We start from the raw sequence: 17,065 nt of genomic DNA, 5'->3' as shown, positions 1-17,065 counted from the left end.
GGAAATGACGAAGCTAAAAAATCTTAGCCGGTATTACGCATCCCGGCGGCAACCCCGGCGATGGTGACCATCAGGGCTTGCTCTACGCGGGCATCAGGCGCTTCGCCTTTCTCTTCCGACTGGCGCGAGCGGTGCAGCAGTTCGGCCTGCAGGACGTTCAGCGGATCGGTATAGATATTACGCAGGGTAATCGACTCGGCAATCCACGGTAAATCTTCCATCAGGTGTGAGTCGTTGGCGATATCCAGCACGACTTTGATGTCGGCTTCCAACTGGTCACGTAGCTGTTTGCCCAGTTTCCACAGCTCTGGCTTCACCAGGCGCTGATCGTAGTATTCCGCCAGCCAAAGGTCGGCTTTGGCAAACACCATCTCCAGCATGCCAAGGCGAGTGGAGAAGAACGGCCAGTCGCGGCACATTGTTTCCAGCTCGCTTTGCTTGCCTTCTTCCACGACCTTTTGCAGCGCCGCGCCTGCGCCCAGCCAGGCCGGCAGCATCAGGCGGTTTTGGGTCCAGGCGAAGATCCACGGGATCGCACGTAAAGATTCTACCCCGCCGTTTGGACGACGTTTAGCTGGGCGAGAGCCCAACGGCAGTTTGCCCAATTCCAGCTCCGGCGTGGCGGAACGGAAATACGGCACGAAGTCTGTGTTCTCGCGAATATAGCCGCGATACATCTCGCAGGACGTCGCAGAAAGTGAGTTCATGATCTGAATCCACTCTTTCTTCGGCTCTGGCGGCGGCAGCAGGTTAGCTTCAAGGATCGCGCTGGTGTAGAGCGACAGGCTGCTGATGGTGATTTCTGGCAGGCCGTATTTAAAGCGAATCATCTCACCTTGCTCGGTGACGCGCAGGCCACCTTTCAGGCTGCCTGGTGGCTGAGAAAGCAGAGCTGCGTGCGCTGGCGCACCGCCACGGCCAATGGAGCCGCCGCGCCCGTGGAATAACGTCAGGGCGATACCGGCTTTCTCACAGGTTTTGATCAGCGCATCTTGCGCTTCATATTGCGCCCAGGATGCGGCCATCACGCCAGCATCTTTCGCCGAGTCGGAATAGCCAATCATCACCATCTGTTTGCCCTGGATAAAGCCACGGTACCAGTCGATATTCAGCAACTGGGTCATGACGTCGTCGGCGTTATTCAGGTCGTCGAGGGTTTCAAACAGCGGCGCAACCGGCAGGGCGAAGGTACAGCCCGCTTCTTTCAGCAGCAGGTGAACGGCCAGCACGTCTGACGGCGTCTTGGCCATCGAAATAACGTAGGCAGCAATGGAACCGCGTGGCGCTTCGGCTACCACTTTGCAGGTTTCCAGCACTTCCTGAGTGTCAGCGCTTGGCTCCCACTGGCGAGGCAGCAGAGGGCGCTTGGAGTTCAGTTCGCGGATCAGGAAGGCTTGTTTATCAGCCTCTGACCAGCTTTCGTAGTCGCCGATGCCAAGATAGCGGGTCATTTCGCCCAGCGCTTCGCTGTGGCGCGTGCTTTCCTGGCGAATATCAATGCGTACCAGCGGCACGCCGAAGCATTTCACGCGGCGCAGGGTGTCCAGCAACTGCCCGTTAGCGATGATGCCCATGCCGCAGGCCTGCAGGGATTGATAACAGGCGTAGAGCGGATCCCAAAGCTGCTCGTTTTGAATGAGCAGACCTTCCGGCTTCGGCAGACGCTGGCCTTTCAGGCGGGCTTCAAGCCAGGCCTGGGTGGAGAGCAGCTGCTGGCGCAGGCCTTTCATGATGTGGCGGTAAGGTTCCTGGCCCGCATCCGGCCCTGCCAGTTCGCTAAGCTCCGCCGTGCATTCCACCATCGACAGCTCGGAAACCAGGACCGCGATATCGCGCAGGAACAGGTCGGTGGCTTTCCAGCGGCTGAGAAGCAGGACGTGACGGGTGATTTCGGACGTTACGTTCGGGTTGCCGTCGCGGTCGCCGCCCATCCAGGAGGTAAAGCGTACCGGGACGAAGTCCACCGGCAGTTTGTAATTCAGATTCTCTTCGAGCTGTTCGTTAAGCTCACGCAGGTAGTTTGGCACCCCTTCCCACAGACTGTTTTCTACCACCGCGAAGCCCCATTTGGCTTCGTCGACCGGGGAAGGGCGATGCTTACGAATTTCGTCGGTATGCCATGCCTGAGCAACCAGCTGGCGCAGGCGGCGCATGATTTGGTTGCGCTCGTAGTCGGCGAGATCGCTGTGGTCGAGCTGCTTCAGACAGCTGTTCACTTCGACCAGTTTATGAATCAGGGTACGGCGAGTGATCTCGGTAGGGTGAGCGGTGAGCACCAGCTCCAGAGAGAGAGACTCAACGGCTGCCCGAATGTCTGCTTCGCTGATGCCCGGCTGACTTTTCAGTTTTTGCAGCGTTTTAGCGATGACTTCTGGGTTGCTGGCCGCTTCGCCCGTCGCGGAGATGCTGTGGTACTGCTCTGCGGTGTTGGCAAGATTAAGAAACTGGCTAAAGGCGCGGGCGACGGGGAGCAGTTCATCATTTGAGAGGTTCTGCAGCGTGCTCAGCAGCTCCTGACGATTGGCTTCATTACCGGCGCGGGAGGACTTGGATAACTTACGGATCGTTTCTACGCGGTCGAGGATATTTTCTCCCAGCGCATCTTTGATGGTATCTCCGAGCAGTTTTCCGAGCATGCTGACATTACTTCGCAAAGCAGAATAGCGTTCGTTCATATGACTCCAGCCCAATCTATTATGTAACTTAATTTCACCCGTGAAGGTTCAACACCGCCTTTTATAAAGCCACGTCATAAACCATTCGTCAATTGCTACGAAATCGTTTCAGCAAACGAGGAAATGACGCGAATTTATGAAATTTAATTACCAACTTCGCATATAAGCATTTCTTATAGGAATACTGATTATTCCAGATTAAAAAGGGGGTAAAACCCCCTTTTACCGCGATTAATTAATGCCAACAAAAATGATGCACTACCTGAGTGATTAACTCCCGGGTTGGCTTGATGAAGCGGGTATCGATGTATTCATCCGGCTGGTGAGCCTGGTTGATGGAGCCAGGACCAAGCACCAGCGTTGGGCATACGGTCTGGATAAACGGTGCTTCGGTGCAGTAGTTCACCACTTCCGTTTGCGCGCCGAGCAGTTTCTCAACGACCTGCACGAGCTGGTGGTCCGGCGGGCATTCGTAGCCTGGGATCGGCGGATGAAGTTCAGAGACAGTCAGGCGACCAGGCCAGCGCTGGCTTACCGGTTCTAATGCTTCGGTCAGTAAACCGTTCAGATCGTTTAATGTCATACCCGGCAGCGGGCGAATGTCCATGTGAAGTTCGCAACATGCACAAATGCGGTTTGCCGCGTCGCCGCCGTTAATGTGCCCTAAGTTGAGGGTTGGATACGGCACGGTGAAGGCGTCATGGTGATAGCGATCTTTCAGCGTATTGCGCAGCGTGAGAATGTGGCCGATGGCATCATGCATCAGTTCAATGGCGTTAACGCCTCGCGCCGGATCGCTCGAGTGGCCGGACTGCCCCAGAATACGAATGGCGTTAGACAAGTGTCCTTTGTGCGCACGTACCGGCTGTAGCGATGTCGGTTCACCGATGATCGCACAGTCCGGGCGAAGCGAGGTTGTTTCAGCGAAATAGCGTGCACCTGCCATGGTGGTCTCTTCATCGGCGGTGGCCAATATGTAGAGCGGCTTTTTCAGGGTTGTCACATCCACGTCGCGCAGGGCATCCAGAATGAACGCGAAGAACCCTTTCATGTCGGCGGTACCCAGGCCGTAAAGCTTGTTGTCGTGCTCGGTCAGGGTAAACGGGTCCCGCGTCCAGCGGCCATCGTCGAACGGCACAGTATCGGTGTGCCCTGCCAGTAACAGGCCGCCAGCGCCCTGGCCGCTGCTCGCCAGCATATTGAATTTATTGCGAGTGCCTGGCACAGGCTGAATTTCGACGTTAAAACCGAGGTCGCGGAACCAGCCCGCCAGTAAATTGATTAAAGACTCATTGCTTTGATCCAGCGCGCTGTCGGTGGCGCTGATGGAAGGTGTCGCGATCAGGGCGCGGTAGATCTCGATAAAAGGCGGTAATTTCATCTTCACTGTTGACAGGCCTTAGGTTAGGATAGTATCAATATTCATGCATTAATTGTGAATAAAAATACAATAACGTTGAGCGTAAAGGAACAGTTAAGCGTTCCGGTGAATAAAAAACCACGCTAACGGACGTGGGTGAAAGCGTCAGGCTGGCACTCTGAGCAGACCGAAAAGACAAGGTGAACGACCCAGATGTTGAATACGCTGATTGTGGGTGCAAGCGGTTATGCAGGCGCAGAGCTTGTAAGCTATTTGAATCGCCATCCTGATATGAACATAACCGCTTTGACGGTTTCAGCGCAAAGTTCAGATGCAGGAAAATTGATATCTGATTTGCATCCGCAGTTAAAGGGCATTGTTGATCTGCCGCTGCAGGCGATGTCCGACATCAGCGAGTTCAGCGAGGGTGTGGATGTGGTGTTCCTCGCCACCGCCCACGAAGTCAGCCACGATCTGGCTCCGCAGTTCCTGGCGGCAGGCTGCGTGGTGATCGATCTCTCAGGCGCGTTCCGCGTTAACGACCCGGCGTTCTATGAACGTTATTACGGTTTTACCCATCAGCATCCTGAGCTGCTGGAAAAAGCGGTTTATGGCCTGGCCGAATGGCAGGGTGCTGCGCTCAAAGAGAGCAATTTAATTGCCGTGCCGGGCTGCTATCCGACGGCGTCTCAGCTGGCGCTGAAGCCGCTGATTGATGCCGATCTGCTGGATTTGAACCAGTGGCCGGTGATCAACGCCACCAGCGGCGTCAGCGGTGCCGGGCGCAAGGCCGCGATTTCCAACAGCTTCTGCGAAGTTAGCCTGCAGCCTTACGGCGTTTTTAATCATCGCCATCAACCAGAAATCGCTACCCATCTTGGCGCGTCGGTGATTTTCACCCCGCACCTCGGCAATTTCCCGCGTGGCATTTTGGCGACGATTACCTGTCGCCTGAAAGCTGGCGTTACGCAGCAGCAGATTGCGGAGACGTTTAGCCAGGCTTACGGCGACAAGCCGCTGGTTCGCCTGTACGAAAAAGGCGTTCCGGCGCTGAAAAATGTGGTTGGCCTGCCGTTCTGCGACATCGGCTTTGCCGTGCAGGATGAGCACCTGATTGTTGTTGCCACCGAGGATAACCTGCTGAAAGGTGCCGCGGCGCAGGCAGTACAGTGTCTTAATATTCGTTTTGGCTTCGCCGAAACGCAGTCCCTTATTTAACCGTCGGTCGGGTGAAATGATGAATCCTTTAATTATCAAATTGGGCGGCGTGCTGCTGGATAGCGAAGAGGCGTTGGAGCGCCTGTTTACCGCGCTGGTGAACTATCGCCAGTCCCATCAGCGTCCGCTGGTGATTGTTCACGGCGGCGGTTGCCTGGTGGATGAGCTGATGAAGAAGCTGGCGCTGCCGGTACAAAAGAAAAACGGCCTGCGTGTGACGCCTGCCGACCAGATTGACATTATTACCGGTGCGCTGGCGGGCACGGCCAACAAGACTCTGCTGGCCTGGGCGAAGAAGCATGGCATTAACGGCGTTGGCTTGAGCCTCGGTGACGGGGATAGCGTTACGGTGACTCAGCTTGACGAAGCGCTTGGTCACGTCGGCCTGGCTAAACCGGGTTCGCCAAAACTGATTAATACGCTGCTGGAAAACGGCTTCCTGCCGATTGTTAGCTCCATCGGTGTGACCACTGAAGGCGAGCTGATGAACGTCAATGCGGATCAGGCGGCAACGGCGCTGGCCGCAACGCTCGGCGCGGATTTGATTCTGTTGTCCGACGTGAGCGGTATCCTGGACGGTAAAGGTCAGCGCATCGCTGAGATGACGGCGGCCAAAGCCGAACAGCTGATTGAGCAAGGCATTATTACCGACGGCATGATTGTGAAAGTGAACGCGGCGCTGGATGCGGCCCGTACCCTGGGACGCCCGGTGGATATTGCCTCATGGCGCCACGCGGATCAGCTACCCTCTTTATTCAACGGTGTGGCTATCGGCACCCGGATTCTGGCATAGACAAAGAATAGTTTTAACAAGGACAAGACAATGCAAAATCACGGCATCAAAAAAATCGTTCTCGCATACTCTGGCGGCCTCGACACTTCAGCCATCATTCCATGGCTGAAAGAAAACTACGGCGGCTGCGAAGTGGTCGCCTGCGTGGTGGATATCGGTCAGGATCGTGAAGATCTGAAAGGCGTTGAGCAGAAAGCGCTGCGCTCCGGGGCGTCTGAGTGCTACGTGGTCGATGCACGTGAAGAGTTTATCAGCGACTATGTTTACCCTGTACTGCAGACCGGGGCGCTGTATGAAGGCAGCTATCTGCTCGGCACTTCTATGGCGCGTCCGCTGATCGCTAAAGCGCTGGTGGATGTGGCGAATAAAGTGGGCGCAGATGCGCTGTGCCACGGTGCAACCGGTAAAGGTAACGACCAGGTGCGTTTTGAATCTACCTGGGCCGCGCTGGCTCCGCATCTGAAGGTCGTTGCCCCGTGGCGTGAGTGGAACCTGCGTTCCCGTGAAGCGCTGCTCGATTACCTGAAAGAGCGTGATATCCCGACGACTGCCTCACTGGAAAAAATCTACAGCCGTGACGAAAACGCCTGGCACATTTCTACCGAAGGCGGCGTGCTGGAAAGCCCGTGGAATGCCCCGAACAAAGACTGTTGGGTATGGACCGTTGACCCGCAGGAAGCACCGGATCAGGCTGAACAGGTCACTGTGACCGTTAAGCAGGGCAAGGTTGTGGCCGTGAACGGCGAAGCAATGAGCCCATTCAAGTGTCTGGAAACCCTGAACGCTATCGGGGCCAGGCACGGTATTGGCCGTATCGATATCGTTGAAAACCGTCTGGTGGGTATTAAGTCTCGTGGTTGCTATGAAACCCCAGGGGGCACCGTTATGATGGCTGCTCTGCGTGGCGTTGAGCAGCTGGTGCTGGATCGTGACTCTTTCAAATGGCGTGAGCAGTTGGGTCTCGAAATGTCCTACGTCGTGTACGATGGCCGCTGGTTTGCACCTCTGCGTAAATCTCTGCAGGCATCTGCCGAGTCGCTGGCGGAAGAAGTGAACGGCGAAGTTGTGCTGCAGCTGTATAAAGGCCAGGTGACGGCGATTCAGAAAAAATCCCCGAACAGCCTCTACAGCGAAGAGTTTGCGACCTTTGGCGAAGATGAAGTTTACGATCACAGCCACGCGGGCGGCTTTATCCGTCTGTTCTCGCTCTCTTCCCGTATCCGTGCGCTGAACGAACTTAAGAAGTAATTTTTTACCCTCACGTGTTCCCAGGCCGGGAATGCGTGAGGGGCAAACGAATATCAATATGATGAATGGAGCATGATTATGGCACTTTGGGGTGGGCGTTTTACTCAGGCAGCCGATCAACGGTTTAAGCAATTCAATGACTCTTTACGCTTTGACTATCGCCTGGCTGAGCAAGACATCGTAGGTTCTGTCGCCTGGTCCAAAGCGTTGGTCACCGTGGGCGTGCTGACTGAAGCTGAGCAACAGCAGCTTGAGCAGGCCCTGAAAGTCTTGCTGGAAGAAGTGCAGGTTAACCCGCAGGCTATTCTGGAAAGCGACGCGGAAGATATTCACAGCTGGGTGGAAGGCAAGCTGATCGATAAAGTCGGTGCGCTGGGTAAAAAACTCCACACTGGCCGTAGCCGCAACGATCAGGTCGCCACCGACCTGAAGCTGTGGTGCAAAATGCAAATCAGCGAGCTGCTGGCTGCCACCCGCCAGGTACAGCAAGCATTAATTGAAACAGCCGAAGCCAATCAGGATGCGGTGATGCCGGGTTATACACACCTGCAGCGCGCGCAGCCGGTCACTTTTGCTCACTGGTGCCTGGCGTACGTCGAGATGCTGGCGCGCGATGAAAGCCGTTTGCAAAGCACTCTGCAGCGCCTGGACGTCAGCCCTCTGGGCAGCGGCGCGCTGGCAGGCACCGCCTATGAAATTGACCGCGAACAGCTTGCCGGCTGGTTAGGTTTTGCTTCCGCGACCCGCAATAGCCTCGACAGCGTTTCTGACCGCGATCATGTGCTGGAACTGCTGTCCAACGCTTCTATCGGCATGGTTCACCTGTCCCGTTTTGCAGAAGATCTGATCTTCTTCAACACCGGGGAGGCCGGTTTTGTTGAGCTGTCCGATCGCGTGACTTCTGGTTCCTCCCTGATGCCGCAGAAGAAAAACCCGGATGCGCTGGAGCTGATCCGCGGCAAGTGCGGCCGCGTGCAGGGCGCCCTGACCGGTATGATGATGACCCTCAAAGGCCTGCCGCTGGCGTATAACAAAGATATGCAGGAAGACAAAGAAGGCCTGTTCGACGCCCTCGATACCTGGCTTGATTGTCTGCATATGTCCGTGCTGGTGCTGGACGGCATTCAGGTTAAACGTCCTCGCTGCCAGGAAGCCGCTGAGCAAGGCTATGCCAACGCCACCGAGCTGGCGGATTACCTTGTTGCTAAAGGCGTGCCGTTCCGTGAAGCTCACCACATTGTCGGCGAGGCTGTCGTGGAAGCGATTAAACAAGGTAAAGCGCTGGAAGCCTTAACCCTGGCCGACCTGCAGAAATTCAGCGCGGTTATTGGCGACGACGTTTATCCGATTCTGTCGTTGCAATCCTGCCTCGACAAGCGCGCCGCGAAAGGCGGTGTTTCACCTAAGCAGGTTGCTCAGGCTATCGCCGACGCGAAACAGCGCCTGGTCTAATCCCCTCGAAATTTGAACAAAAAAAAAGCGGACATACTGTCCGCTAAAAGTTCACGTTGGCTTTAATAATTCGTCAGGTTCAGAGAACAGAGAGTCTCTGCAGCCGCGCGTCGTTCCGGGGTAAGTCAGAGCGATGCGCCTTGCTGTTGCTGGCTATTATTCACCAACATTGCTTGATAGGGATAATCGTTCGTTGCTATGCTATCTATCGCCATGAACTATCGTGGCGCAGGAGGATAGAGAATGAATATTCGAGATCTTGAATACCTGGTGGCGCTGGCCGAGCACCGCCATTTTCGTCGGGCAGCGGATGCCTGTCACGTTAGCCAGCCGACCCTGAGCGGCCAGATTCGCAAGCTGGAAGATGAACTGGGCGTTATGCTGCTGGAGCGTACCAGCCGTAAAGTGCTGTTCACCCAGGCGGGGTTGCTGCTGGTGGATCAGGCGCGGACGGTGCTGCGTGAAGTCAAAGTACTGAAAGAGATGGCAAGCCAGCAGGGCGAAGCCATGTCCGGCCCGCTGCATATTGGCCTGATCCCAACCGTGGGGCCTTACCTGCTCCCGCAAATTATTCCTATGCTGCATCAGACTTTCCCTAAGCTGGAAATGTATCTGCATGAAGCCCAGACCCATCAGCTGCTGGCGCAGCTCGACAGCGGCAAGCTGGACTGTGCCATTCTGGCGCTGGTAAAAGAGAGCGAAGCGTTTATCGAGGTGCCGCTGTTTGATGAGCCGATGGTGCTGGCGGTTTATCAGGATCACCCATGGGCGAACCGTGACCGTGTGCCGATGTCCGATCTGGCCGGTGAAAAGCTGCTGATGCTGGAAGACGGGCACTGCCTGCGCGATCAGGCTATGGGCTTTTGCTTTGAAGCGGGCGCGGATGAAGATACCCATTTCCGGGCAACAAGCTTAGAGACGCTGCGTAACATGGTGGCTGCAGGAAGTGGCATCACGCTTTTGCCAGCCCTGGCTGTGCCGCATGAACGCCAGCGAGACGGCGTAGTTTATCTGCCGTGTTATAAACCAGAACCGCGTCGTACCGTCGGCCTGGTTTATCGTCCGGGATCGCCGCTGCGCAGCCGCTATGAGCAGTTGGCAGAGGCCATCCGCACGCAGATGGATGGCCATTTCGACTCAGCGCTAAAACAGGCGATTTAAGCCGTTAAGCGCCGCTACCCGATAGGCTTCTGCCATTGTTGGGTAGTTAAAGGTGGTGTTAACGAAGTACTCAATGGTGTTACCGCCACCTTTCTGCTCCATAATCGCCTGGCCGATGTGAATGATTTCGGCCGCGCGCTCGCCAAAGCAGTGGATCCCCAGAATCTCTTTCGTCTCACGGTGGAACAGAATTTTCAGCGTCCCAACGTTCATACCCACGATTTGCGCCCGCGCGAGATGTTTAAACTGCGCCCGGCCCACTTCGTAAGGTACTTTCATCGAGGTTAGCTGTTGTTCCGTTTTGCCCACGGAGCTGATTTCTGGAATGGTGTAGATGCCGGTCGGAATGTCTTCGATCAGATGCCCCGTGGCTTCCCCTTTCACCAGCGCCTGAGCGGCGATACGGCCTTGATCGTAGGCTGCTGAAGCCAGGCTTGGATAACCGATCACGTCACCCACCGCGTAAATATGCGGCAGCGCGGTCTGGTACATGCTGTTGACCTTGATGAGTCCACGGCTGTCGGCTTCGAGCCCGATATTTTCCAGCGCCAGTGAATCTGTATTCCCGGTACGTCCGTTGGCGTAAAGCAGGCAATCCGCCTTCACTTTTTTGCCGGACTTCAGAGAGACAATCACGCCGTCGTCCACGCCTTCAATCTTCTCAAACTCTTCGTTGTGGCGAATAACCACGCCGCTGTTCCAGAAGTGATAGGAAAGTGAATCCGACATTTCCTGATCGAGGAAAGCCAGCAGGCGATCGCGAGTGTTGATCAGATCAACTTTGACGTTCATCCCGCGGAAGATCGATGCGTACTCACAGCCGATCACCCCGGCACCATAGATGATCACGTGGCGCGGTTCGTGATGCAGGCTGAGAATTGAGTCGCTGTCGTAGATACGTGGGTGGGTAAAATCAACTTCTGGCGGGCGGTAAGGGCGAGAACCGCAGGCAATGACAAACTTCTCGGCGGTGTAGGTTTCGACCGACCCATCGTGGCACAGAAGTTCGACAGTGTGCTCATCCACAAAGTGCGCATCGCCCTGCAGCATCTCGCAGCGGTTACGCTCGTAAAAGCCCTGGCGCATGCGGGTTTGCTGGTTAATCACGCTGTCGGCGTGGTTCAGGATGTCGGCAAAAGAGGAGCGAAGAAGGTGAGTGTGGTCGCTGTATAACGGGTTTTGATTGAATTCAATAATGCGGCTGACGGCGTGGCGGAGGGCTTTCGAAGGGATGGTGCCCCAATGGGTGCAACCGCCGCCGACATTGTGGTAGCGCTCAATCACCGCTACCCTGGCTCCTTGTTTCACCAGCCCCATGGCGGCACCTTCGCCTCCGGGACCGGAACCAATCACTATTGCGTCATAATCGTAGGTTTGTGGCATGGTAAGGCTTACCTGTTTTTATACATAAAGGCAACACGATGGTAACATCAACCAGGAATTTCCCCAATTCTCGTTGTGCTTTTTCCCGCCTGGGCAGGTCAATGTTCCGTAAACAATCATTCACAATACACTATAAAAGCGGTAGCTTGATTCTCTGATATAGTTCCAGCTCTGTTTGAAGGATTCAGGCAATATGATGGGTGTAAGAGCGCAACAAAAAGAGAGAACCAGGCGTTCTTTAGTCGAGGCAGCATTTAGCCAGCTAAGCGCCGAAAGAAGCTTTGCCAGCCTGAGCCTGCGTGAAGTTGCCCGCGAAGCCGGTATTGCGCCAACGTCATTTTATCGCCATTTCCGCGATGTTGATGAACTCGGTCTTACAATGGTAGACGAAAGTGGCCTGATGCTGCGGCAGTTAATGCGGCAGGCGCGGCAGCGCATCGCCAAAGGCGGCAGCGTGATCCGTACCTCAGTGTCAACGTTCATGGAGTTTATCGGCAATAACCCTAACGCTTTCCGCCTGTTGTTGCGTGAACGTTCAGGCACGTCTGCGGCGTTTCGTGCCGCGGTTGCCCGTGAAATTCAGCACTTCATTGCGGAACTTGCCGACTATTTAGAACTCGAAAATCGCATGCCTCGCAGCTTCACCGAAGCGCAGGCGGAAGCGATGGTCACGATTGTTTTTAGTGCAGGTGCCGAAGCGCTGGACGTTGATATTGAACAGCGTCGCCAGCTCGAAGAGCGACTGGTGTTGCAGCTACGTATGATCTCGAAAGGGGCTTACTACTGGTATCGCCGGGAACAAGAAAAAATGGCACTGGCTCATTTATCCGAAGAGTGAAGGAACGAGCAATGAAACAGTTACAAGATAGAGGTACGCTGGCGCTGGCGTTAATCGCTGGTCTGTCGATTAACGGATCTTTTGCCGCGCTGTTCAGCTCGGTTGTTCCGTTCTCGATATTTCCTATTATTGCTCTGGTGCTGGCGGTTTGTTGCCTGCATCAGCGCTATCAGAACCGTACGATGCCGGTTGGGTTACCGAGCCTTGCTGCAGCCTGTTTTGTGTTAGGTGTGTTGCTTTATAGTTCAGTGGTTCGCGTTGAATACCCGGCGATTGGCTCTAACTTTATCCCTTCGATTCTGTCGGTGGTTGTGCTGTTCTGGATTTTGTTTAAAGTTCGCTCCCGCAAATCAGAAGCGGCTGAGTAAGCCCGATAAATAGCAAAAAGGACGCCGAGGCGTCCTTTTTCTATTTGCGCGTGAGCAGTACGCCGCATTCCATGTGATGCGTGTACGGGAACTGGTCAAACAGCGCCAGACGGGTGATGCTGTGAGTCTGGGATAATGTTTCCAGGTTCTCGCACAGCGTCTGTGGATTGCAGGAGATATAAAGGATGTGCGGGTAGGCCTGAACCATTTTTACCGTGTCAGCATCCAGGCCGCTGCGCGGCGGATCGACAAAAATGGTTTCGCACTGATAGCTTTTGAGATCGATTCCCTGCAGGCGGTTAAACTCCCTTACGCCGTTCATCGCCTGGGTAAACTCTTCCGCCGCCATGCGGATAATCTGCACGTTATCAATATTGTTGGCTGCGATGTTGTACTGCGCCGCAGCCACGGACGGTTTAGCGATTTCGGTCGCCAGCACACGGTCGAAGTTGCGGGCCAGAGCCAGCGAGAAGTTGCCGTTCCCGCAGTAGAGTTCCAGCAGGTCGCCGCTTGAATTTTCTGTCGCGCTCAGCGCCCATTCCAGCATCTGAATATTCATGGCCGCGTTTGGCTGAGTGAAGCTGTTCTCAACCTGGCGGTAAATCATCTCTTTACCGGCAACCGGCAGGCGTTCGTCGATAAAATCCTGGTCCAGCTCAATCTTGGTTTTTGTTGCACGGCCAATCAAATGCACGTTAAAGCCGCGGGCGCGCAGGCTGTCGCGCAGCGCCTCGGCATGCTGCTGCCATTCATCATCCAGCTTGCGGTGGTAGAGCAAAGACACCACGGCCTGATTGCTCAGGGTAGTCAGGTAGTCAATCTGGAACAGCTTGTGGCGCAGGGCTGGAATATCGCGGACGCCATCCAGCATAGCTGGCATCAGGGCGTTAATCAGCTCGCTGGCCGCCGGGAAGCTGTTGACCCGGATACGGCTTTTAGTCTGCTGATCGAACATGATGTGATACAGGTCATCACCTTCATGCCAGATGCGGAACTCAGCTCGCATGCGGTAGTGACTTACCGGTGAGCGGAATACCTCCGGGGCCGGTGCGGCAAAAGGCGCCATCATGCCTTCGAGGCGAGTGACTTTTTCCGCCAGTTGCGCGTCGTACTGATCTGTCGGGAGGTGTTCAGGGGTCATGGCTAGCCATCCAGTCGGTCAATGAATACAAACTACGCGGCGATTGTAGGGATTCGCCCCGGGATGTCCAGCCCGATCGTGTTAAGAAGTTCAGCCGGAAGTCTGGACATCCGTATAAGCCTAACGGTAGCATGGCTTTTCCGGCCTCCTGAGAGTGAAAAGGGAACCCAGTGTGATTCTGGGGCTGACGCGCAGCGGTAAGGAACGGCAAGATGAACGCACTCAGCAGACACTGCTTTATTATATAAGCGGGAAGTCCTCATCTTATTTAAGCCCCCAAGCCCGAAGACCTGCCGGAACGACGTCGCAAGTGATATGGCTATCGCGTGCTATTTGCCATATCTGCGGCATCCTGGTCGAAAGCGGGTGCTTATATAAATGATGATAAAGAAGGTTTCGCTGTTGACGGCTCTGTCCGCAACGGCTTTTTCAGTTTGGGCGCAGGAAAGCAACACTGACAATACCCTGGTAGTGACTGCGAATCGTTTTCAGCAGCCGGTGAATAGCGTTCTGGCGCCGACTTCGGTGGTCACGCGTGAAGATATTGATCGCTGGCAGTCAAAAGATTTAAACGACGTGATGCGAAGATTGCCGGGCGTGGATATTGCTCAGAACGGCGGCCTTGGTCAGCTCTCCTCAGTGTTTATTCGCGGGACTAATTCCAGCCATGTGCTGGTGCTGATTGACGGCATCCGCCTTAATCAGGCCGGCGTGACCGGCTCTTCCGACCTCAGCCAGATTCCAGTCTCTCTTGTTCAGCGCGTAGAGTACATCCGTGGGCCTCGTTCAGCTGTCTATGGCTCTGATGCTATCGGCGGTGTCATCAACATTATCACCACCCGAGATAAAGACGGCACAACGCTGACGGCGGGAGTGGGCTCAAACGGCTACCAGAACTATGACGCCAGCACGCAGCAAAAGCTGGGGGATAGCACTCGCGTGACTCTGGCTGGCAACTATGAGTACACCAAAGGTTTTGACGTTGTGGCTGAGGGTAATACCGGCGGCCTGCGTCAGCCCGATCGCGACGGCTTTATGAGTAAATCTCTTTACGGAGCGCTTGAGCACAGCTTTTCTGAGCAATGGAGCGGCTTTGTGCGTGGCTACGGCTACGATAACCGTACGGCCTATGACGGCCTTTATAGCAGCTTTACGCCAAACCAACTGGTGGACACCCGTCAGCTCTACAGTCAGACATGGGACGCGGGACTGCGCTTTAATAACGATATCTTCCACTCACAGCTGATTTCCAGCTACGGCCATAGCAAAGATTACAATTTCGATCCGCGCCTCGGTCGCTACGACTCAAGCGCTACCCTGGATGAAATCAAGCAGTACAACCTGCAGTGGACTAACTCTGTTGATCTCGGCGCAGGAAATGTTGGGGCGGGCGTTGACTGGCAGAAGCAAAGCACTGAACCGGGTACTAACTATGTAACTGACGGCTACGACCAGCGTAATACCGGCGTCTATCTGACAGCGCTGCAAAAGCTGGGTGATTTCACCTTTGAAGGCGCCGCGCGTAACGATAACAACTCAGAGTTCGGTAATCACGGCACCTGGCAGAGTAGTGCGGCATGGGAATTTGTTGAGGGGTATCGCTTTATTGCCTCCTACGGTACGGCGTTTAAGGCGCCAAACCAGGGGCAGCTGTTTGGCTTCTACGGGAACAGAGATCTGAATCCAGAAGAAAGCCGTCAGTGGGAAGGCGCATTTGAAGGGTTAACTTCCGGTGTGAACTGGCGCGTTTCGGGTTACCGCAACCTTGTTGATAACCTGATCGACTTCAACAGCGGGACGAACAGCTATTACAACGTAGGCAAGGCCAATATCAAAGGCATTGAAGGGACGGCTTCCTTTGATACCGGGCCAGTGCAGCACAGCGTTAGCTATGACTATGTTGACGCTCGCAATGGCCTGACCGATGCACCGCTGGCGCGTCGCGCTAAGCAACAGGTGAAGTACCAGCTTGACTGGGCGCTCTACGATCTGGACTGGAGCGTAACTTATCATTACCTGGGCTCACGCTACGACACCGATTTCAATACCTATCAAACCGTGAAAATGGGCGGTGTCAGCCTGTGGGATGTTGCCTTGTCGTATCCAGTCACGTCACAGCTGACCGTTCGTGGTAGAATAGCTAACCTGTTCGATAAAGATTACGAGACGGTTTATGGCTACCATACTGCAGGACGGGAATACTACTTGTCTGGCAGCTACTCCTTCTGATGCACATCCCACCGTGCTGGTTTTTGACTCCGGCGTTGGTGGGCTGTCCGTCTACAATGAGATTCGGCAGCTTCTGCCGGATCTTCATTACATCTACGCCTTCGATAACGTGGCGTTTCCATACGGCGAAAAGAGCGAAGAGTTTATCGTCGACCGGGTGGTCTCAATAGTGACTGCTGTCCAGCAGCATTATCCTTTATCCCTCGCTGTTATTGCCTGTAATACCGCAAGCACTGTTTCCCTCCCTGCTTTACGCGAAAAGTTCGACTTCCCTGTTGTTGGCGTTGTGCCTGCGATTAAACCGGCTGCGCGTTTGACGACAAATGGGGTTGTGGGTCTGTTGGCAACACGCGGCACGGTCAAGCGTCCTTATACCCACGAGCTTATCTCCCGATTTGCTACCGAATGCAAAATTGAGATGCTGGGGTCTGCCGAACTGGTGGAGTTGGCGGAGGCGAAGCTTCATGGTGAGCCTGTACCGCTGGACGAGCTGCGTAAAATCCTGCGGCCGTGGTTACGGATGTCGGAGCCGCCGGATACCGTTGTATTAGGCTGCACGCATTTCCCTTTATTACAGGAAGAACTGTTGGAAGTGTTACCTGAGGGGACGAGGCTGATCGATTCCGGTGCCGCGATTGCAAGGCGTACCGTTTGGTTACTGGAACATGAAGCGCCTGAAGCGGCGTCTGCAGATCCGAATATTGCCTATTGTATGGCATTCACGCCTGAAACTGCGCAATTAATGCCCGTTTTACAACGTTACGGCTTTGAAAGGCTCGAAAAACTGTCACTTTAGTGCCGTTTTGAGTAAAAAAACGACGCTTGAAAGTTTTTTTCAAATTAGGGGTTGTCAGGCTCTGAGAACTCCCTATAATGCGCCTCCACTGACACGGTGAAGCGGCTTCGAAAGCGGCTTCACAACCCGGTAGTCAGTCAGACGAAAGCGAAAATAAACGCTTGACTCTGAAAGAGGAAAGCGTAATATACGCCACCTCGAGTTAGCAAGCGAAAGCGACTGACTCACTGCTCTTTAACAATTTATCAGACAATCTGTGTGGGCACTCGCAGGATTGATATCTCAGCATCTCCGGATGCAAACAAATATCAAGTCTTGAAGAGTGACTACTGATTTTATAAACAGTTTTAATTCTTTGAGCATCAAACACTTTTAAATTGAAGAGTTTGATCATGGCTCAGAT

General features: G+C 54.6%; 13 protein-coding genes and 1 riboswitch. Of the genes, 9 read left to right on the top strand and 4 right to left on the bottom strand.

From position 1 onward, the window contains the following. Positions 1-23: 23 nt before the first annotated feature. The gene (ppc, locus tag WFN87_RS17495) at positions 24-2,675 is read right to left on the bottom strand and encodes a phosphoenolpyruvate carboxylase (RefSeq protein ID WP_166879269.1); all 2,652 of its coding nucleotides are present in this window, start codon (positions 2,673-2,675) and stop codon (positions 24-26) included. A 235-nt stretch (positions 2,676-2,910) separates the two neighbouring features. Continuing rightward, on the bottom strand, positions 2,911-4,062 hold the full coding sequence (gene argE / locus WFN87_RS17490) for an acetylornithine deacetylase (protein ID WP_034808745.1): 1,152 nt from the start codon (positions 4,060-4,062) through the stop codon (positions 2,911-2,913). Between the two features lie 186 nt (positions 4,063-4,248). Here argE and argC point away from each other — a divergent pair, with 186 nt between their 5' ends. The 5 genes from argC to oxyR all read left to right on the top strand — a co-directional run bounded on the left by argC (position 4,249) and on the right by oxyR (position 9,907). Beyond that, positions 4,249-5,253 carry an N-acetyl-gamma-glutamyl-phosphate reductase gene (argC, locus tag WFN87_RS17485; RefSeq protein WP_166995753.1) on the top strand — a complete coding sequence of 335 codons (1,005 nt, stop codon included), beginning with the start codon at positions 4,249-4,251 and terminating at the stop codon, positions 5,251-5,253. Between the two features lie 16 nt (positions 5,254-5,269). Beyond that, complete coding sequence (gene argB, locus WFN87_RS17480) at positions 5,270-6,046, top strand: acetylglutamate kinase (protein ID WP_156107012.1); 777 nt, start codon at positions 5,270-5,272, stop codon at positions 6,044-6,046. A 30-nt stretch (positions 6,047-6,076) separates the two neighbouring features. After that, complete coding sequence (locus tag WFN87_RS17475; RefSeq protein ID WP_336983487.1) at positions 6,077-7,294, top strand: argininosuccinate synthase; 1,218 nt, start codon at positions 6,077-6,079, stop codon at positions 7,292-7,294. A gap of 78 nt (positions 7,295-7,372) precedes the next feature. After that, a complete protein-coding gene (argH, locus tag WFN87_RS17470) occupies positions 7,373-8,746 on the top strand; it encodes an argininosuccinate lyase (protein WP_008457569.1) in 1,374 nt (457 codons plus the stop codon). Positions 8,747-8,989: 243 nt separating this feature from the next. Beyond that, positions 8,990-9,907 (top strand): DNA-binding transcriptional regulator OxyR, encoded by a 918-nt coding sequence (gene oxyR, locus WFN87_RS17465; RefSeq protein ID WP_008457571.1) that lies wholly within the window; start codon positions 8,990-8,992, stop codon positions 9,905-9,907. On the opposite strand, the gene sthA is transcribed toward oxyR, so the two are convergent. Then, the gene (sthA, locus tag WFN87_RS17460) at positions 9,890-11,290 is read right to left on the bottom strand and encodes a Si-specific NAD(P)(+) transhydrogenase (RefSeq protein ID WP_008457573.1); all 1,401 of its coding nucleotides are present in this window, start codon (positions 11,288-11,290) and stop codon (positions 9,890-9,892) included. The two genes, oxyR and sthA, sit on opposite strands and share 18 nt — an antisense overlap. 196 nt (positions 11,291-11,486) lie before the next feature. On the opposite strand from sthA, the gene fabR reads away from it, so the two are divergent. After that, complete coding sequence (gene fabR, locus WFN87_RS17455) at positions 11,487-12,128, top strand: HTH-type transcriptional repressor FabR (RefSeq protein WP_039289193.1); 642 nt, start codon at positions 11,487-11,489, stop codon at positions 12,126-12,128. 11 nt (positions 12,129-12,139) lie between these two features. Next, complete coding sequence (locus WFN87_RS17450; protein ID WP_008457577.1) at positions 12,140-12,496, top strand: YijD family membrane protein; 357 nt, start codon at positions 12,140-12,142, stop codon at positions 12,494-12,496. Positions 12,497-12,536: 40 nt separating this feature from the next. Here the strand turns inward: WFN87_RS17450 and trmA are convergent, their stop codons facing one another. Next, on the bottom strand, positions 12,537-13,637 hold the full coding sequence (gene trmA / locus WFN87_RS17445) for a tRNA (uridine(54)-C5)-methyltransferase TrmA (protein WP_008457579.1): 1,101 nt from the start codon (positions 13,635-13,637) through the stop codon (positions 12,537-12,539). A gap of 124 nt (positions 13,638-13,761) precedes the next feature. Further along, a riboswitch (cobalamin riboswitch) is annotated at positions 13,762-13,949 on the top strand. 69 nt (positions 13,950-14,018) lie between these two features. Between trmA and btuB the strand changes: the two genes are divergently transcribed. Next, positions 14,019-15,866 carry a TonB-dependent vitamin B12 receptor BtuB gene (btuB, locus tag WFN87_RS17440; protein ID WP_336983491.1) on the top strand — a complete coding sequence of 616 codons (1,848 nt, stop codon included), beginning with the start codon at positions 14,019-14,021 and terminating at the stop codon, positions 15,864-15,866. Beyond that, positions 15,811-16,662 carry a glutamate racemase gene (gene murI / locus WFN87_RS17435; RefSeq protein WP_336983488.1) on the top strand — a complete coding sequence of 284 codons (852 nt, stop codon included), beginning with the start codon at positions 15,811-15,813 and terminating at the stop codon, positions 16,660-16,662. The genes btuB and murI overlap by 56 nt, the downstream gene beginning before the upstream one ends. Positions 16,663-17,065 lie beyond the last annotated feature (403 nt).

It is taken from the genome of Cedecea sp. AS113 (genome assembly GCF_037152415.1).
GTDB lineage: Bacteria > Pseudomonadota > Gammaproteobacteria > Enterobacterales > Enterobacteriaceae > Cedecea.
The sequence above is the reverse complement of the archived record's forward strand: the minus strand, read 5'-3'. Positions and strand labels throughout refer to the sequence as shown.